This is a genomic window from Halomonas sp. GXIMD04776, from assembly GCF_049808615.1.
Lineage (GTDB): Bacteria > Pseudomonadota > Gammaproteobacteria > Pseudomonadales > Halomonadaceae > Modicisalibacter.
The window spans coordinates 39,977-57,680 of sequence record NZ_JBNCAN010000006.1 but is presented as its reverse complement, the minus strand read 5'-3'; the positions used below and the strand labels follow the sequence as shown (position 1 = coordinate 57,680).

Below are 17,704 nucleotides of genomic sequence, written 5' to 3'. Positions count from 1 at the left end.
GTTCGTCACCGCTCAGACCTGCATCAGGTCGTGTTCCTTGGAGTCCAGAAGCTTGTCGATCTCGGCGACATACTTGTCGGTCAGCTTCTGAATGGCCTCCTCGGCGCGGTGCTCGTCGTCCTCGGAGATTTCCTTGTCCTTAAGCAGGGACTTGATGTCGCCATTGGCATCACGACGCACATTGCGTACGGCAACCCGTGCGTTTTCCGCCTCGGCACGCGCCTGCTTGGTGTAACTCTTGCGCGTCTCTTCGGTCAGCGGCGGCATCGGGACCCGAATCACGGTGCCTGCCGTTGCCGGATTGAGCCCCAGATCGGAGGTCATGATCGCCTTTTCGATCTTGGTCACCATGGACTTCTCCCAGGGCGACACGGCCAGGGTGCGGGCATCTTCAACATTGATGCTGGCCACCTGGTTGAGCGGCATCTGCGCCCCATAATAGTCCACGGTCACGGCATCCAGGATACTGGGATGGGCACGCCCGGTACGAATCTTGTGAAAATTGGCCTGCAGTGATTCCAGGCTTTTCTGCATGCGCTTTTCAGCGTCTTTCTTGATGTCATTGATCACGGTTTCAACCTCTGTCTATCAGCGTGCCTTCCTTGCCACCCACCACCAGGTTAAGCAATGCACCGGGCTTGGTCATGTCAAACACACGCACTGGCATGTCATGGTCCCGTACCAGGCAGATGGCGGTCAAATCCATGACCCCCAGCTTCTGATCAAGCACCTCGTCGTACCCCAGACGCTCATATTTGACCGCATCTGGATACATGACCGGATCGCGGTCGTAGACACCATCGACCTTGGTCGCCTTGAGCACCACGTCGGCATCGATCTCGATGCCCCGCAGGCACGCGGCGGAATCGGTGGTGAAGAAGGGGTTACCGGTGCCCGCGGAAAAGATGACCACATCACCTGACGTAAGATAGCGGATACCGGTACGTCGATCATAATGCTCGACCACGCCGCTCATGGGAATGGCCGACATGACCCGCGAACGAATATTAGAGCGCTCCAGGGCGTCACGCATCGCCAGGGCGTTCATCACCGTTGCCAGCATTCCCATATGATCGCCGGTCACCCGTTCCATACCTGCCGCGTGCAAGGCTGCGCCACGAAACAGATTGCCGCCACCGACCACAATGCCAATCTGAACGCCGATGCCCACCAACTGACCAATTTCCAGTGCCATGCGATCCAGCACCTTGGGATCGATACCGAACTCGGCATCACCGGTCAACGCCTCGCCGGACAGCTTGAGCAGGATACGCTTGTACTTTGACTTGGCATGACGCTCGGTGGCAGACATACAGGATCTCCTGTGAACAGGGCAATTAAGGACGGCGGCTGATACTCACCGGTCAGATACGCAATGGCGTGCGCTCACGCGCACGCCATTGCGAGGACTGAAAACAAGGCCTTAGCTACGGCGAGCCTGTTCCATGACCTCCTTGGCGAAATCGACTTCTTCCTTCTCGATGCCTTCGCCCACCTCGAAGCGGATGAAATCGACCACCTCACCACCATTGGCCTTGACGTACTCGGCCACGGAGGTGTTCGGGTCCTTGACGAAGGGCTGCTCGGTCAAGCTGTTCTCGGCCAAGTACTTCTTGAGGCGACCCTGCACCATCTTTTCGGCGATCTGCTCGGGCTTGCCCGCCATGTCCGGCTGCGCCAGGATGATGCTCTTTTCCTTGTCGAGCTGCTCCTGAGGCATCTGCTCGGGGCGCGCCACCGCTGGATTGATCGCGGCGACATGCATGGCGATGTCCTTGGCCACGTCTGCATTGCCGCCCTTGAGCAGCGTCAGCACGCCGATACGGCCGCCATGAACATACTCGCCTACCACGCCACCCGCCGGGGCATCGACAACCGCGGCACGACGCACGGAAATGTTCTCACCGATTTTCTGCACCAGTTGCTGACGAGTCTCTTCCATCCCGCCATCCATGATGGCGGAAACGTCGTCGGACTTGGCTTCGAAGACTTTTGCCAACACTTTCTCGGCGAAACCCTTGAAGTTGTCGTCCCGAGCGACGAAGTCGGTCTCGGAATTGATCTCGACCATCACGCCAAAACTACCGTCCTCGGCCACGCGGGTCACGACGGCCCCCTCGGCGGCGGTACGACCGGCTTTCTTGGCGGCCTTGAGACCGGAGTTCTTGCGCAGATTCTCGATGGCTCGTTCGATGTCACCATCGGCTTCGGTGAGCGCCTTCTTGCACTCCATCATGCCGAGCCCGGTGCGCTCGCGCAGTTCCTTGACCAGAGATGCGCTGATAGCTGCCATGATAATTAACCTCTGAGTAATTCGATATCGGGTAGTCAAATAGCGCCGGCCAACACAGGCGATACGGGAGCTTTCCAGCGCTTTCGATCGAACGGCCCGATACATAGAGTCATCGGGCCGGCATGACACCGTTACTCGGCAACGGCGTCGTCGTTTTCGGTCACCTCGACGAATTCGTCGGGACGTCCTTCCTTCGCCTTGGCGCAGGCGTCGGCAATGGCCTGAACATAAATCTGGATCGCACGAATGGAGTCATCGTTGCCAGGAATGATGTAATCGACGCCATCTGGATCGGAGTTGGTATCGACCACACCGATGACCGGGATGCCTAGCTTGTTGGCCTCGTTGATGGCGATGCGCTCATGATCGACATCGACCACGAACAGCGCGTCCGGCAGACCACCCATGTTCTTGATACCGCCGATGGAGCGCTCGAGCTTGTCCTGCTCCCGGGTCGCCATCAGGACTTCTTTCTTGGTCAGCTTCTCGAAAGTACCGTCTTCGCGCATGGTTTCGAGATCGCGCAGACGCTTGATGGACTGACGGATGGTCTTGTAGTTGGTCAGCATGCCGCCCAACCAGCGATGATTGACGAAGGGCTGACCGACCCGGTTGGCCTCTTCCTTGATGACCTTGCTGGCGGAACGCTTGGTACCGACGAACATGATCTTGTTGTTGGAAGCGGCCATCTTCTCGACCACGCCGATGGCATCGTTCAACGCCGGCAGGGTGTGCTCGAGATTGATGATATGGATCTTGTTGCGGGCACCGAAGATGTATTTGCTCATCTTCGGATTCCAGTACTTGGTCTGGTGACCGAAGTGGGCGCCTGCCTTGAGCAGGTCGCGCATATTGACTTGTGCCATGGATGACTCCTGATGTATCGGGTTAGGCCTCCACGCACCCCATGGATCCGACCGCGTATCGTGTCTTGCAAGACGATTACGCAGCACCCGGGACCATGTGACGGTGCATGTGTGTTTTCAAGGCATTTAAGCTCGTTGACGCTTCGCTGCATCCGACAAGGTCAGATGCGAACGCAAATGCTGTGGATTGCAGGAAAGCGCGCGGCTTTATACCATACAATGGTGTCAAGATGAAGCCGTTACCGCCTTTCAGCCACTTATCACTGCCTGGCGGATGGCTTGCCATTTCCCGAATCGAGACCCCATGAACATTCCCATCAAAACACCCTCTGAGATCGAAAAGATGCGTGAGGCCGGTCGCCAGGCGGCTTCCGTCCTGGAGATGATCACCCCTTACGTTCAGCTCGGCGTCAGTACCGGTGAATTGGACCGTCTGTGCCATGAGTACATCGTCGATGAACTGGGCTCGACCCCTGCCCCGCTCAACTATCACGGCTTTCCCAAGTCGATCTGCACCTCGATCAATCATGTGGTCTGCCATGGCATCCCGGACGAGGCCAAGAAGCTGAAGAATGGCGATATCATGAACATCGATATCACCGTGAAAACCGCGGACGGCTACCACGGCGATACCAGCAAGATGTTCATCATCGGCGAGAATACCCAGGGCGAGCGGCTGTGTCGTATCACTCAGGAATGCCTTTATAAAAGTATCGCCGCGGTACGTCCCGGCGCTCGTCTTTCCGAGCTTGCCAAGCCAATCCAGCGACACGCCGAGGCCAATGGCTACTCGGTGGTGCGCGACTTCTGCGGTCACGGCCTCGGCGCCGTATTCCACGAAGACCCTCAGGTGCTGCACTACGACGGCTACTCTCCCGAAGCGGATATCGAATTGGCCGAAGGCATGTGCTTTACCATCGAACCGATGATCAATGCCGGCGGCTATCGCACCAAGGTGCTGCGCGATGGCTGGACCGCCGTGACCCGGGACAAGAGTCTTTCCGCCCAGTGGGAGCATACCTTGTTGGTCACCGCCAGCGGTGTCGACATTCTGACACCCCGAGGCGAGGAAGATCTGAGCTTCCTCACGAACTGACATGCTCCTACACCACTACCGCTTCGAGCCCGACGAGACGCTATTCGATACCGATGACTTGCGCAGCGAACTTGCCGCCAGCAGTTCACCGGTAGTGCTGTTCAAGCAGGCACTGGATACCATTCAGAGCCGTCTCGACGAACGCTTTCATGGCGGCGCGGACATTCGTGATCTGGTGCATGGACGCGCCTGGTGCCTCGATCGTCTGCTCGAGCTCGCCTGGGCACGTCACAACTGGCCCGATGACGGCATCGCTCTGCTTGCGGTGGGGGGCTATGGGCGGGGCGAACTGCACCCGCATTCGGACATCGACCTCATGGTGTTGCTGGAGCGGGATGACGATACCCCTTATCGCGAGCCTTTGAGCGATTTCATCACCCTCCTGTGGGATATCGGTCTCGAGATCGGCCACAGCGTGCGCTCCCTGGCGGATTGCCGGCGCGAGGCGGAAGCAGACGTCACGGTCATCACCAACCTGATCGAGACCCGCACCCTGGCCGGCCCCGACCGGCTACGCGAGACCATGCGCGAACAATTGTCCTCGCGCAATATGTGGCCTTCTCATCGCTTTTTCGAGGCCAAGTGGCAGGAGCAGATAGCGCGGCATCGACGTCATAACAACTCCGAATACCAGCTCGAGCCCAATATCAAGAGTTCCCCCGGCGGTCTACGCGACATTCAGATGATCGGCTGGGTCGCCAAGCGTCATTTCAGCCTGCTGCGCTACGAAGACGTGGTCGCCCAGGGTTTCATGAACGACGCTGAGCTGCGCATCCTCAGCCAGGGGCAGGCATTTTTATGGCAGGTGCGCTATGCCCTGCACATGCTCACCGGCCGCGCCGAGGATAGACTGCTGTTCGATCATCAGCGCGCCATCGCCGAACTGTTCGGCTTCCGCGATACCCCGGAGCGTCTGGCCGTGGAGCAGTTCATGAAGCGCTACTATCGCCATGTCACGGCGCTGGCAGGACTCAACGACATGCTGCTGCAGCATTTCGACGAGGTCATCCTGCGCGCCGACGAGATGCTCGAGACCGAACCGCTCAATGCGCGTTTCGAGATCAAGGGGGGCTATATCCAGGCCCGTGACGACCGGGTATTTCGCCGTCGTCCCGCCGCACTGCTCGAGCTCTTCCTGCTGATGGCCCAGCATCCTCGGATCGAAGGCGTACGCGCCCAGACCATTCGCCTGATTCGCGATCAACGTCATCAGATCGACGACGCCTTCCGAAACGACGTTCGCCATCAGAGCCTCTTCATGGAACTGCTGCGCAGTGGTGGCAACGTTCCCCGTCAGCTGCGGCGCATGAATCGCTACGGCGTGCTCGGCAAGTACCTTCCAGAATTCGGCCAGGCCGTGGGCTTGATGCAGCATGATCTGTTTCACATCTATACGGTAGACGCCCATACTCTGCGCTTGCTGAAGTTCGTGCAGCATTTCCGTGAGCCCGAGAGCCGCGAGGCATTCCCTGTCGCTGCCACTCTAGTCCATCAGTTGCCCAAGCTGGAACTCCTGTGGATCGCCGGGCTGTATCACGACATCGGTAAGGGGCGTGGTGGCAATCACTCCTTGCTTGGCGCCCGAGACGCCGTGGAGTTCTGCGAGCGTCATGGCCTATCGGCACGGGACACGCGTCTGGTCAGCTGGTTGATCGAGCAGCATCTGCTGATGTCGATGACCGCTCAGAAGCGTGACATCAGCGATCCGGACGTGATCCGCGAATTCGCCGAACAGGTAAGTGACGAGATACGTCTCGACTATCTCTATGTCCTTACCGTGGCGGACATCAACGCGACCAATCCGACATTATGGAATGGTTGGCGCGCCACGCTGCTGCGCCAGTTGCACGGCGAGACCAAGCGTGCGCTACGCCGAGGACTTGAAAACCCCATCGATCGCGATGACTGGATCGCCGAAACTCGTGCCGAGGCGCTGGCGCTATTGCGCACCCTGGGTACCGATGTGGCGCGGGTCGAGCGCCTCTGGGACACGTTGGGCGACGACTACTTCGTGCAATACCAACCCAGCGAAATCGCCTGGCAGACCCAGGGCATTCTCGAGCATGGTGACTCCACGTTGCCCTTGATCATGATCAGTGCGCCGGCGGAAGACTCAAGCGAAGGCGGTACCAAGGTCTTCATCCATACCCGCTCGGTAAACGACCTGTTCGCCGCCAGTGCCGCCGCCATCGACCAGTTGGACCTGTCGATTCACGATGCGCGCATCGCCACCTCGAGCAGCGACTGGACGCTCAATACCTTCATTGTGCTCGACAATCACGACGAGCCGATCCGCGACGCCTCCAGGCTCGAGGACATTCGTCGCCACCTGGTGGAAGAGCTCGATGACCCCGATGACTACCCTCAGATCGTCAATCGCCATACGCCGCGACAACTCAAGCATTTTCGGGTGCCGACCCGAGTGTTGATCGAGCAGGACCCGGCCAACGAACGCACCGTGCTCGAACTGATCGCCCCGGACCGACCCGGCTTGCTGGCCCGGGTCGGGCGTATCTTCATGGAACAGGAGATTGCCCTCTCGGCGGCCAAGATCGTTACCCTTGGCGAACGCGTGGAAGACGTCTTCTTCATTACCGATCGCAACGGCGCCCCCCTCATGGATCGCTCGCGCCAGACTCGTCTTCGTGAGCGTCTGTGCGAAGCGCTGGATGTGTGATTCAGCAATCTAAATCGGCTATTCGTTCCACGATTTGTGGCGCCCTCGCCGCTTCCCTATAATCGAGTGCTTCACCACTGCCACCGGCCAATGTCGGCGGGCACCACTGGATCGTTCATGAACCCGGAACTCGACGCCCTCAGGCCCTACCCTTTCGAGCGACTCAAAGCGCTCATGGCCAGCGCGAATGCGCCCACCGATCTCGCGCACATTCCGCTCTCGATCGGCGAACCCCAGCATGCTCCGCCGACCTGCGTACTCGACAGCCTCAACCGCCATGCGGGCGAGGCGGCTCGCTACCCGACCATTCTGGGATTGCCGGAACTTCGCGGTACGATCACCGACTGGGCGACCCGGCGTTTCGGTCTGGTACCGCAAAGCCTCGATCCGCAGCGCCAGGTGCTGCCGGTCAACGGCACCCGGGAGGCGATTTTCGCCTTCGTCCAGGCCGCACTGGACCGCAGCCGCCCGGCCCGGGTTGCCATGCCCAATCCGTTCTATCAGATCTACGAAGGCGCCACGCTGCTCGCCGGTGGTCAGCCGCTGTACCTGGATTGCCATGCGGAGAACGGCTTTCGGCCCGATTTGGAGGCCGTGCCTGCAGAAACCTGGAGCGAGGTGCAACTGGTCTTCGTGTGTTCACCGGGCAACCCTACCGGAGCGGTGACACCGCTTCAGGATTTCAAGCGGCTGATCCGTCTGGCAGATGAACACGACTTCATCATTGCCTCGGATGAATGCTACTCCGAGCTCTATCTCGACGAGTCCGCGCCCCCCCCAGGGTTGCTTGAGGCCTGTGTCGCCCTGGGCCGTCACGACTACCGACGCTGTATCGTCTTCCACTCGCTATCCAAACGCTCCAATCTGCCCGGATTGCGCTCCGGCTTCGTGGCCGGCGACGAAGCGTTAATCACCCCCTTCGCACGCTATCGCACTTATCACGGGTGCGCGATGCCGTTACAGGTACAGCAGGCGTCCATCGTCGCCTGGCGTGATGAGCCCCATGTGCTGGCCAACCGTCACGCCTACCGGCAGAAATTTGCCGCCGTGAGCGAGTGCCTTGCGCCGGTGCTGGACTTCGCACCGCCCCGGGCCAGTTTCTATCTGTGGCCGGCGGTGCCCGACGGCGACGATGAGGCTTTCGCTCGGGAACTTTACGCCGAGCAGCATGTGACAGTGCTGCCAGGACGCTATATGTCCCGAGACAGCCCTCAGGGGAATCCCGGCGCCGGGCACGTACGCATGGCATTGGTGGCCAACGTGGATGCCACTCTGGAAGCCGCCCGACGTATTCGCCGCTTCGTCGAACGGCGTTATTGAACATTCCCGGCATTCCTGGCCTGGCATTTGTGGAGAGACCCGCGAGATGATCACGCTTTATGGTATCAAGACCTGCGACACCTGCCGCAAGGCACGCAAGACACTCGATGCCCAAGGCACGTCCTATCGCTATCACGATCTGCGCGAACAGGGGCTTGACGAGGCGTTACTCGAGCGCTTCATCGATCACGCCGGTCTGGGGGCACTGTTGAATACCCGCAGCACCACCTGGCGAGCCCTCGCCCCCAGCGAACAGCAAGCGGCCAAGGACGATGCCGCCCGTGCCCGCACCCTGATGCTGACACACCCGACCCTGCTCAAACGGCCATTGCTCGACACCGGCGAACGATTGATCGTTGGTTTCAAGAGTGACGATTACAGGACGCTGACCCACTAATCCCCTTTATCACTTTTCAGGAGATCCCCATGCTGAGCTTCGCTTTCGGAATCGGCAGCCAGAACACCCAAGGCGATTGGCTGGATATTTACTACCCGGCCCCCTTGTTCGAGCCGGATGACGCCTTGGTCGTCGCGGCTCGCAAAGCCCTCGATGCTCCGTCCGGTAATACCGTGGTCAGCTTTCTGCCCGAACACTGTGCCGCACTTTCCACGGCATTGAAGGAGGCCGGAAGCCAGGAACAAGCGGAGCTGGCCGAAGCGCTTACCGCCAGTCAACGCCCTTTGGTCGCCGTTTTCATCGAGTCCGACCAGCCTCCGGAAAGCGTGCCGGAGGTATATCTCAAGCTGCATCTGCTCTCGCATCGACTGGTCGAGCCCCATGGCGTCGATCTCAGTGGCATGTTCGGCGTACTGCGCAACATCGCCTGGACCAATGAAGGCCCCATCGATATCGAGGAGTTGCCGGCACGCCGCCTCAGAGCGCGCCTGGAAGGTCGTCCACTATCCGTGGACTGTGTCGACAAGTTTCCCAAGATGACCGACTACGTGGTACCCGCGGGCGTGCGCATTGCCGATACCGCCCGGGTACGTCTCGGCGCCTATCTAGGCGAAGGCACCACGGTGATGCACGAAGGCTTCGTCAACTTCAATGCCGGTGCCAAAGGGCCGGGCATGGTCGAAGGCCGGATCTCCGCCGGCGTGGTGGTGGGCAAGGGCTCGGATCTGGGCGGAGGCTGCTCGACCATGGGCACCCTTTCCGGCGGCGGCAACATCGTCATCAAGGTCGGCGAGGGCTGTCTTATCGGCGCCAACGCGGGTATCGGTATCCCGCTGGGAAATCGTTGCACCGTCGAGGCAGGACTCTACATCACCTCCGGCGCCAAGGTGGCGTTGCTCGACGATCAGGGCCAAGAAGTGAAAACCGTCACCGCTCGCGAGCTGGCGGGTCAGGATGATATGTTATTGCGCCGCAACTCGGTCAGCGGCCGCATCGAATGTCTGACCAACAAGAGTGCCATCGCCTTGAATGAGGCGCTGCATGCGCACAATTGATCGCCGGCGCCCGCACAGCGGGCGCTGCTTCATCCCTTTTCAGGACTCTACATGCCCTCGTCGGATACTGCCCTGACCTCCACCGCTCTCTCACCCACCCTTGCGCTTGCCATCGACCTGATGCAGCGCCCTTCGGTCACCCCGGATGACGCCGGTTGTCAGGAGGTCATGATCGAGCGTCTGGCGCGCCTTGGCTTTCGCATCGAGCGCTTGCCCTTTGGTGATGTCGATAACGTCTGGGCGGTACATGGCCATCACGGGCCGGTACTGGCATTTGCTGGCCACACGGACGTAGTGCCCAGCGGCCCCGAAAACCAGTGGCAATATCCGCCCTTTGAACCGCATATCGATGACACCGGCATGCTATGCGGTCGCGGCGCTGCAGACATGAAAGGCAGCTTGGCGGCCATGATCACCGCAGTGGAGCGCTTCGTGACCGCACATCCCGATCATCCCGGCAGAATCGCCTTTCTGGTTACCTCCGATGAGGAAGGGCCAGCCCGGGACGGCACTCGAGCGGTGGTCGAGCATCTACGCGAGACGCATGAACGCATCGATTACTGCATCGTCGGCGAGCCATCGTCCAGTGAGCGGCTGGGCGATGTCATCAAGAACGGTCGCCGCGGCTCCCTCGGCGGGGTGCTGCACGTACACGGCATTCAAGGGCATGTCGCTTACCCCCAGTTGGCGCGCAACCCCATCCATGAAACCGCGCCCGCCCTCGACGCCCTATGCCGTGAGCACTGGGATGACGGCAACGACTTTTTTCCCGCGACCAGTTTCCAGATATCCAACGTTCGCTCCGGAACCGGCGCCACTAACGTCATCCCCGGCGAGTTGGAGGTGGTGTTCAACTTCCGCTATTCCACCGAGATCACCCAGGAAGCGCTTCGTGAGCGCACCGAGTCGATCCTGGACGCGCACGGTCTCGATTATCGTCTTGACTGGACGCTCAACGGTGAACCCTTCCTGACCCGCGAGGGAGCCCTGCTTGAGGCTGCGGTAGCGGGTGTCGAGGAGATCACCGCTCAACGACCCGAGCTATCCACCTCCGGCGGCACCTCGGATGGACGCTTCATCGCCACCCTGGGGTGTCAGGTAGTTGAACTGGGACCGCTCAACGCGACCATTCACAAGATTGACGAACGAGTGCCCGCCGCCGACCTGGACACGCTTAGCCGTGTCTACGAAGCGATCATAAAACGGCTGTTCAGCTGAGGTGCCCATGGAGCGCTATCCTGACATCGAAATCTACCTGTCTGAAGTCATCATCGAGCGGCTTGATACCTGGTTAGGAGAAAAGCTGAACGCCTCCCCTCTCACCCCGGCCGGTAAGCGCAAGTGGCGCAGTCACGGGCATTGTCATGGTGAGCGCATTCCCATCCTGCTTGTCGAGAAAGCGGCGGATGGCTATGCCAGCCTATGGTTCGACAGCCCCACTACTCCCTGGCAACGCGATGCGGACTGTGCCCGCCAGGCTGCCAGGGAGCTAGGCTGCGAGGTACGCTGCTCCCTAGGTGGCTGGCAACCCGGTGACGACCCGGATCGCTTCTGGCAGGTGCATCCCGATGCAAGCGAAGGCGTCATCGAATGGCCGGACTCGGGACGGTAGGCAGAAACGACAACGCCTCACCCTATCGATCAGGGCAAGGCGTTTTGGTGTCATTACAGAAGCGACCAATTCATCCAGGGGTTGAGAATCGAGCGCAACCTATCCCTAAGTAATGACGGTGACGTCATCGGCCTGCAACCCACGCTCGTTCTCCACCACGTGATAACGCACCTTCTGCCCCTCAGCGAGGGTGCGATGCCCTTTGCCGCGAATGGCGCGAAAATGCACGAACACATCGTCGCCGTCTTCCCGGGTGATGAAACCATAGCCCTTATTGACGTTGAACCACTTGACCTCGCCAATCTCGCGATCATCATTCTCGACGTCTGCCAGGTTGACCAGTTTCGGGGTCAACAGATGCAGGGTCAGTGTCGCAATCAACAATACGACCAGCACCGCCAGCGCAGTGGCAAAATAAGCCGACAATACGCCGTTCGATGCTAGGGCATCCAATAATAAATCGGCGACAGGGCCGCCAAATAACGCGATAAACAAGGCGATCAGCACAGGAGCGACAGCGGCAAGCAGAAGACTGACGATACTACAACGGATTACAACCTTACGATTCATGGCCCTCAGATTCTCTTGTTGTGATAAACAATGACCGCCCCGAGCCACACCAAAAAGGGTATCCGGGGCAAAGATGCAAAGGTATCGCGATGACCGGCGACCCATAGCGCAAGGATTCTAGCATGACGAAAGAGACTACGCTTGCCCGCCTGGAACGGCGATTTGAAGCACTGGAAAGCCGGCTGGCTCATCAGGAGCATTGGCTGGACACACTAGATCAAACAGTCGCGAGGCAGGAGCAACGGTTAATGCAACTGGAACGGCTCAGCGATCTGATGCGCAGGCACCTGCGAGAACAGCATCAGTGGCTGAAAGGCATGGACCCGGACGGGAACGACTACTCCCCAGAAGACGAAAAGCCGCCCCATTATTGAAGAAGACGGCTGAAGAAGACCTCAATCGATACCGTCGAGATATCGCTCCACGTCCAACGCTGCCATACAACCACTGCCGGCGGAGGTAATCGCCTGACGATAGACATGATCCATGACATCACCGGCGGCGAATACGCCAGGCACACTGGTAGCGGTGGCATTACCCTCGAGCCCCGACTTGACCTTGATGTAACCGTTCGCCATCTCCAGTTGCCCTTCGAAGATACCGGTGTTGGGGGTATGTCCGATGGCGATGAACACCCCAGGAACCGACAGCTCCTTGATGCTGCCATCCAAAGTGGATTTAAGGCGCACACCGGTGACTCCGGAACCATCTCCCACTATCTCGTCGAGGGTATGATTCCACTCGATATGGATATTGCCGTCATCGACCTTCTCGAACAGCTTGTCCTGCAGGATCTTTTCGCCCCGCAAACTGTCGCGACGATGTACCAGAGTAACCCTGGAAGCGATGTTGGACAGATACAGCGCCTCTTCCACGGCGGTATTGCCGCCACCCACTACCACTACTTCTTGATTGCGATAGAAGAACCCATCGCAGGTAGCACAGGCGGATACACCCTGACCCATGAACTGCTGTTCGGAGGGCAGACCCAGATAGCGCGCAGTCGCGCCGGTAGCGATGATCAAGGCATCGCAGGTATAGGTAGCGTTGTCGCCCTTGAGTGTGAAGGGACGTTGGCGTAGCTCGACCTCGTGAATGTGATCGAACAGCACCTCGGTATTGAAGCGCTCGGCATGTCGACGCATGCGTTCCATCAGTTCGGGCCCCTGCACTCCAGCATCGTCTCCGGGCCAGTTATCCACATCGGTGGTGGTGGTCAGTTGCCCGCCCGTCTGAATACCGGTGATCAACAGGGGTTTGAGGTTGGCACGCGCCGCGTAGACGGCAGCCGAGTAACCGGCAGGGCCGGAACCAAGGATGATCAAGCGTTCGTGACGAGCTTCGCTCATACAGGGATCTCACATATCTCGCCGAAGACCGCTACGCACGGCTTGCAGGCTATCGTATTAGACAATCTGGGGGCTGAACTCGTTGCGCCATGTAGAACCCAGTCCGCAGAAAGCCAGGAATCGTGCTGATCAGGCTCATACTAACAAAAAGGGCGACCCTGAGGGCCGCCCTGTGGCATCGAAAAACTTACAGTTCCGTGGAGTGAGTGCCCAGGTACTTGGCGACACCTTCCGCGTTGTCCTTCATGCCTTCCTGGCCTTCGTCCCAGCCTGCGGGGCAGACTTCACCGTGCTTCTGGTGGTGCTGCAGCGCCTTGACCATGCGCAGCATCTCATCGACGTTGCGGCCCAAGGGCAGGTTGTTGACGGTCTGGTGCTGAACGACACCCTCTTCGTCGATCAGGAAAGACGCACGAAGCGCAACACCGGCTTCCGGATGCTCGATGCCGTAGGCCTGTACGATCTCGTGCTTGACGTCGGCAACGATCGGGAAGCCGACTTCACCGATACCACCGTTGTCCGGTGATGTCTTGCGCCAGGCATAATGGGAAAACTGAGAATCGATGGACGCACCGATCACTTCGACACCCAACTCCTTGAACTGCGCCAGACGATTATCATGGGCGATGATTTCGGAGGGGCAGACGAAGGTGAAGTCCAGCGGCCAGAAGAACAGTACACGCAACTTGCCATTGCTGTCGGACAACTTGAAGTTCTCGACAATGTCACCGTTACCAAGAACGGCCGCAGCTTCAAAATCCGGTGCTTGACGTCCAACCAATACGCTCATTCATGTCTCCTTGTGATCGAGTTGATCGTTTCAAATGAATTCGGTGCATAGCCTAGGGGCTAAACCGGCATTTGCCAATTTGATTACCCCAATAGAACGCATAGCAGTAACCTATCGGAGTGCCGGTGATACAGGCGCTGGGAAAGCGCTGAATAAATCGCCGAGTGCGATGAAGTGCAAGGCGCACGGAGCACAGAAGACGAGACATAACATGGTGTTAGGCGAGTCTTCGAGCACCGCGCAACGCAGCAATTCGTTCACGCAGACATTTATGCAGTGATTCCTTAGATGACATCGTCGTCGCGGCCAAGCAGCAAGCGCTCCAGCTCACCTGTCACCTCCGACACCTCGACACCGATCTGGATCGGCGCACAACAGCGAGGACAGTCTTCCCAGGTGACATGGCTTCCCTGACTACCGTCAACGAGCAGTTCGAAACCCGTACCGCAGTAAGGGCAATCCACGGGATGCGCATTGAGCATTTCTTCGTACATGCCAAACTGCCTTGACGCCTTGTCCAACATTGGATGTGGTGTCTGTACAGCGCACTTTCAAGTGGCACTTACAAGCGACCCGGGCTTTTCAGGAAACGTAACGATGACGCCCATGCAGCCACTGCCACACCGCATCGCCACCATTCCAGCCTCGCGCTGCTGGCAGATGCTTGAATTTCCCCTCTATCATGCCCATGTAAGGAAGTAGTAAAGGACAGCAGACAGCCTCTTTGGCAGAGTATGCTGCTAAGCTGCTAAATAAGCACCGGACGTCCAAAATTCGGATAAGCAAGTGACCCGTATCCTCGTAGCCAAGTCAGTTGAAGCGGCATCATTTCGACGGACCAGTCAGCTACCGGGGACAATAAAGGAGGAGTTCCATGAGCACGGATAAAACACCGGATACCTTGAGCACCCTCGAGGCATCAGGTTCCACCTATCACTATTACAGCTTGCCCAAGGCCGCCGAGGCGTTCGGCGATATCAAGCGGCTACCCTTCACGCTCAAGGTGCTGCTCGAAAATCAACTGCGTTACGCCGACGACGAGAGCGTTTCCAGTGATGACATTCAGGCGCTGGTCGATTGGCAGAAAGAGGCCCGCTCCACCCGAGAGATCGGCTACCGTCCCGCTCGTGTATTGATGCAGGATTTCACCGGCGTTCCCGGCGTCGTCGACCTGGCGTCCATGCGCGATGCCTTTGAGCGTCTGGGAGAGGACCCCGCGCGCATCAATCCGCTCTCCCCGGTCGACCTGGTCATCGACCACTCGGTGATGGTCGATCACTTCGGTGATTCCTCAGCGTTCAAGGACAACGTCGCCATCGAGATGGAACGTAATCACGAGCGCTACGAATTCCTGCGCTGGGGCCAACAGGCCTTCGATAATTTCCGCGTGGTCCCGCCGGGCACCGGCATCTGCCACCAGGTCAACCTGGAGTATCTGGGCAGAACGGTATGGACCAAAGAGGAGGACGGCAAGACCTTCGCCTACCCCGACACCCTAGTGGGTACCGACTCTCACACCACCATGATCAACGGCCTGGGGATCCTCGGCTGGGGCGTGGGCGGCATCGAAGCCGAGGCCGCCATGCTCGGCCAGCCGGTCTCGATGCTGATTCCCGAGGTCATTGGCTTCAAGATCACCGGCAAACTCAAGGAAGGCATCACCGCAACGGATCTGGTGCTGACCGTGACTGAGATGCTGCGCAAGAAAGGCGTGGTCGGCAAGTTCGTCGAATTCTACGGTGACGGTCTCAAGGACATGCCGGTGGCGGATCGGGCCACCATTGCCAACATGTCACCGGAATACGGTGCCACCTGTGGCTTTTTCCCGGTGGACGACCAGACCCTAGACTACATGCGTCTAACCGGCCGTGAGGACGATCAGATCGCTCTGGTGGAGGCTTACGCCAAGGAGCAGGGCCTATGGCGTGAACCCGGCCATGAGCCGATCTATAGCGACACCCTGGAACTCGACATGGGGGATGTCGAAGCCAGCATGGCGGGCCCTAAGCGCCCTCAGGATCGGGTAAAACTTTCCGATATGAAAGCGACTTTCGAGAAGCTGTTGGATGACAATTCCCATAGTAAGCCCACCCCTGTGGGGGAAAAGGAAACGTCATCCGAAGAAAAGGGACGCTTGTTCTCCGAGGGCGGCCAGACAGCGGTGGGCGTCAAGGATAGCTATTTCGAACGCGACAATAGCCAAGACGTCAACCATGAGGGCCAGGAATTCAAGCTCCATCCCGGCGCGGTGGTCATCGCCGCCATCACCTCCTGTACCAATACCTCCAACCCTAGCGTGATGATGGCCGCCGGCCTGCTCGCCCGCAACGCGGTGAAGAAAGGACTCAAGAGAAAGCCTTGGGTCAAGACGTCCCTGGCGCCGGGCTCCAAGGTAGTCACCGAGTATCTGGCAGCGGCCGATCTGCAGGATGACCTCAACGAACTCGGCTTCAATCTGGTGGGTTACGGCTGCACTACCTGTATCGGTAACTCCGGCCCGCTACCGGATGCCATCGAGAAAGCTATCACCGACGGCGGACTGACCGTGGCCTCGGTGCTCTCCGGCAACCGTAACTTTGAAGGCCGCATTCACCCACTTTCCCCCACCAACTGGCTGGCCTCACCGCCCTTGGTCGTGGCTTATGCCTTGGCGGGTAACGTGCGCTTAGATCTTTCTAAAGAGCCACTTGGAGAAGACAAGGACGGTAAGCCGGTTTACCTGAAGGATATCTGGCCTTCCCAGTCGGAAATCGCAGAAGCGATAGAGAAGGTCAAGACCGACATGTTCCGCAAGGAGTATGCTTCGGTATTCGACGGCGACGAGCAGTGGAAGTCCATCAAGGTGCCGAAGAGCAAGGTCTACGAATGGTCGAAGGACTCCACCTACATTCAGCATCCGCCGTTCTTCGAAGGCATGGGCAAGGAGCCCGACGCCATCGAGGACGTCAAGGGCGCCAAGGTGCTGGCCATGCTTGGTGATTCGGTGACCACGGATCATATCTCGCCGGCGGGCTCGATCAAGCCCGACAGCCCCGCAGGGCGCTATCTGCAGGAGCACGGCGTCGAGCCCAAGGATTTCAACTCCTACGGTTCGCGGCGCGGCAACCACGAAGTCATGATGCGCGGCACCTTCGCCAACGTACGCATCCGCAACGAGATGCTCGACGATGTCGAGGGTGGCTACACTCGCCATGTGCCTTCCGGCGAGCAGATGGCGATCTATGATGCGGCCATGAAGTACGCCGAGAACGATACGCCGCTCGTGGTGGTGGCCGGCAAGGAGTACGGCACGGGCTCCTCGCGGGACTGGGCGGCCAAGGGCACGCGGCTGCTCGGTGTGCGTGCGGTCATCGCTGAATCCTACGAGCGTATCCACCGCTCCAACCTGATCGGCATGGGAGTGTTGCCGCTGCAATTCCCTGAAGGAGAGGATCGCAAGTCCCTAGGGCTGACCGGTGACGAGACCTTCTCCATCGAAGGGCTCAACGATCTCGAGCCAGGCGCCAGCGTCAAGGTAACCATCAAGAGCAACAAGGGTGAAAAGACTCTGGATGCCAAGTGCCGCATCGACACCGTCAACGAAATGGCCTATTACCGCCATGGCGGTATCCTGCACTATGTGCTGCGCAATATGCTGTAACCATGATGTGGGCATCCATGATGCCCGCTCGTATTGTCA

General features: G+C 59.1%; 17 protein-coding genes. 9 read left to right on the top strand and 8 right to left on the bottom strand.

Translation table 11 applies throughout. The annotated features are described in order from the left end of the window. Positions 1-12 precede the first annotated feature (12 nt). The 4 genes from frr to rpsB all read right to left on the bottom strand — a co-directional run bounded on the left by frr (position 13) and on the right by rpsB (position 3,159). Positions 13-570 carry a ribosome recycling factor gene (gene frr / locus ACPF7Z_RS05520; protein ID WP_425192186.1) on the bottom strand — a complete coding sequence of 186 codons (558 nt, stop codon included), beginning with the start codon at positions 568-570 and terminating at the stop codon, positions 13-15. 4 nt (positions 571-574) lie between these two features. Further along, positions 575-1,312, bottom strand: a complete 738-nt coding sequence (gene pyrH, locus ACPF7Z_RS05515) for a UMP kinase (RefSeq protein WP_425192185.1) — start codon at positions 1,310-1,312, stop codon at positions 575-577. 111 nt (positions 1,313-1,423) lie between these two features. Then, the gene (gene tsf, locus ACPF7Z_RS05510) at positions 1,424-2,293 is read right to left on the bottom strand and encodes a translation elongation factor Ts (protein ID WP_425192184.1); all 870 of its coding nucleotides are present in this window, start codon (positions 2,291-2,293) and stop codon (positions 1,424-1,426) included. 131 nt (positions 2,294-2,424) lie between these two features. After that, complete coding sequence (rpsB, locus tag ACPF7Z_RS05505; protein ID WP_425192183.1) at positions 2,425-3,159, bottom strand: 30S ribosomal protein S2; 735 nt, start codon at positions 3,157-3,159, stop codon at positions 2,425-2,427. 304 nt (positions 3,160-3,463) lie between these two features. Here rpsB and map point away from each other — a divergent pair, with 304 nt between their 5' ends. From map to ACPF7Z_RS05470, 7 genes are all read left to right on the top strand, one after another. After that, complete coding sequence (gene map / locus ACPF7Z_RS05500; protein WP_425192182.1) at positions 3,464-4,255, top strand: type I methionyl aminopeptidase; 792 nt, start codon at positions 3,464-3,466, stop codon at positions 4,253-4,255. Position 4,256: 1 nt separating this feature from the next. Continuing rightward, positions 4,257-6,932 carry a [protein-PII] uridylyltransferase gene (locus ACPF7Z_RS05495; RefSeq protein WP_425192181.1) on the top strand — a complete coding sequence of 892 codons (2,676 nt, stop codon included), beginning with the start codon at positions 4,257-4,259 and terminating at the stop codon, positions 6,930-6,932. A gap of 117 nt (positions 6,933-7,049) precedes the next feature. Further along, positions 7,050-8,252 carry a succinyldiaminopimelate transaminase gene (gene dapC, locus ACPF7Z_RS05490; RefSeq protein WP_425192180.1) on the top strand — a complete coding sequence of 401 codons (1,203 nt, stop codon included), beginning with the start codon at positions 7,050-7,052 and terminating at the stop codon, positions 8,250-8,252. Between the two features lie 46 nt (positions 8,253-8,298). Further along, positions 8,299-8,649, top strand: a complete 351-nt coding sequence (locus tag ACPF7Z_RS05485) for an ArsC family reductase (protein ID WP_425192179.1) — start codon at positions 8,299-8,301, stop codon at positions 8,647-8,649. Positions 8,650-8,678: 29 nt separating this feature from the next. Next, the gene (gene dapD, locus ACPF7Z_RS05480) at positions 8,679-9,704 is read left to right on the top strand and encodes a 2,3,4,5-tetrahydropyridine-2,6-dicarboxylate N-succinyltransferase (protein ID WP_425192178.1); all 1,026 of its coding nucleotides are present in this window, start codon (positions 8,679-8,681) and stop codon (positions 9,702-9,704) included. A 51-nt stretch (positions 9,705-9,755) separates the two neighbouring features. Continuing rightward, entirely contained in the window at positions 9,756-10,922 is a 1,167-nt protein-coding gene (dapE, locus tag ACPF7Z_RS05475; RefSeq protein WP_425192177.1) for a succinyl-diaminopimelate desuccinylase, read from the top strand. A gap of 7 nt (positions 10,923-10,929) precedes the next feature. Next, positions 10,930-11,316, top strand: coding sequence for a hypothetical protein (locus tag ACPF7Z_RS05470; protein ID WP_425192176.1), 387 nt, complete (start codon positions 10,930-10,932; stop codon positions 11,314-11,316). 105 nt (positions 11,317-11,421) lie between these two features. Here ACPF7Z_RS05470 and ACPF7Z_RS05465 read toward each other — a convergent pair whose 3' ends face one another. Next, entirely contained in the window at positions 11,422-11,886 is a 465-nt protein-coding gene (locus ACPF7Z_RS05465; protein WP_425192175.1) for a cold-shock protein, read from the bottom strand. A 122-nt stretch (positions 11,887-12,008) separates the two neighbouring features. Between ACPF7Z_RS05465 and ACPF7Z_RS05460 the strand changes: the two genes are divergently transcribed. After that, positions 12,009-12,260, top strand: a complete 252-nt coding sequence (locus ACPF7Z_RS05460) for a SlyX family protein (RefSeq protein WP_425192174.1) — start codon at positions 12,009-12,011, stop codon at positions 12,258-12,260. 21 nt (positions 12,261-12,281) lie between these two features. Here the strand turns inward: ACPF7Z_RS05460 and trxB are convergent, their stop codons facing one another. The 3 genes from trxB to ACPF7Z_RS05445 form a co-directional block, all read right to left on the bottom strand. Beyond that, entirely contained in the window at positions 12,282-13,235 is a 954-nt protein-coding gene (gene trxB / locus ACPF7Z_RS05455; protein ID WP_425192173.1) for a thioredoxin-disulfide reductase, read from the bottom strand. 187 nt (positions 13,236-13,422) lie between these two features. Then, complete coding sequence (locus tag ACPF7Z_RS05450; protein ID WP_425192172.1) at positions 13,423-14,025, bottom strand: peroxiredoxin; 603 nt, start codon at positions 14,023-14,025, stop codon at positions 13,423-13,425. Positions 14,026-14,309: 284 nt separating this feature from the next. Continuing rightward, positions 14,310-14,519 (bottom strand): CPXCG motif-containing cysteine-rich protein, encoded by a 210-nt coding sequence (locus tag ACPF7Z_RS05445; RefSeq protein ID WP_425192171.1) that lies wholly within the window; start codon positions 14,517-14,519, stop codon positions 14,310-14,312. 380 nt (positions 14,520-14,899) lie between these two features. On the opposite strand from ACPF7Z_RS05445, the gene acnA reads away from it, so the two are divergent. Beyond that, positions 14,900-17,665, top strand: coding sequence for an aconitate hydratase AcnA (gene acnA / locus ACPF7Z_RS05440; protein WP_425192170.1), 2,766 nt, complete (start codon positions 14,900-14,902; stop codon positions 17,663-17,665). Positions 17,666-17,704: the final 39 nt, after the last annotated feature.

Bases quoted from the DNA above. Each gene is read 5' to 3' on its own strand.
- pyrH (WP_425192185.1), bottom strand. From the start codon at position 1,312: ATGTCTGCCACCGAGCGTCATGCCAAGTCAAAGTACAAGCGTATCCTG.
- tsf (WP_425192184.1), bottom strand. From the start codon at position 2,293: ATGGCAGCTATCAGCGCATCTCTGGTCAAGGAACTGCGCGAGCGCACC.
- rpsB (WP_425192183.1), bottom strand. From the start codon at position 3,159: ATGGCACAAGTCAATATGCGCGACCTGCTCAAGGCAGGCGCCCACTTC.
- map (WP_425192182.1), top strand. From the start codon at position 3,464: ATGAACATTCCCATCAAAACACCCTCTGAGATCGAAAAGATGCGTGAG.
- ACPF7Z_RS05495 (WP_425192181.1), top strand. From the start codon at position 4,257: ATGCTCCTACACCACTACCGCTTCGAGCCCGACGAGACGCTATTCGAT.
- dapC (WP_425192180.1), top strand. From the start codon at position 7,050: ATGAACCCGGAACTCGACGCCCTCAGGCCCTACCCTTTCGAGCGACTC.
- ACPF7Z_RS05485 (WP_425192179.1), top strand. From the start codon at position 8,299: ATGATCACGCTTTATGGTATCAAGACCTGCGACACCTGCCGCAAGGCA.
- dapD (WP_425192178.1), top strand. From the start codon at position 8,679: ATGCTGAGCTTCGCTTTCGGAATCGGCAGCCAGAACACCCAAGGCGAT.
- dapE (WP_425192177.1), top strand. From the start codon at position 9,756: ATGCCCTCGTCGGATACTGCCCTGACCTCCACCGCTCTCTCACCCACC.
- ACPF7Z_RS05470 (WP_425192176.1), top strand. From the start codon at position 10,930: ATGGAGCGCTATCCTGACATCGAAATCTACCTGTCTGAAGTCATCATC.
- ACPF7Z_RS05465 (WP_425192175.1), bottom strand. From the start codon at position 11,886: ATGAATCGTAAGGTTGTAATCCGTTGTAGTATCGTCAGTCTTCTGCTT.
- ACPF7Z_RS05460 (WP_425192174.1), top strand. From the start codon at position 12,009: ATGACGAAAGAGACTACGCTTGCCCGCCTGGAACGGCGATTTGAAGCA.
- trxB (WP_425192173.1), bottom strand. From the start codon at position 13,235: ATGAGCGAAGCTCGTCACGAACGCTTGATCATCCTTGGTTCCGGCCCT.
- ACPF7Z_RS05450 (WP_425192172.1), bottom strand. From the start codon at position 14,025: ATGAGCGTATTGGTTGGACGTCAAGCACCGGATTTTGAAGCTGCGGCC.
- ACPF7Z_RS05445 (WP_425192171.1), bottom strand. From the start codon at position 14,519: ATGTACGAAGAAATGCTCAATGCGCATCCCGTGGATTGCCCTTACTGC.
- acnA (WP_425192170.1), top strand. From the start codon at position 14,900: ATGAGCACGGATAAAACACCGGATACCTTGAGCACCCTCGAGGCATCA.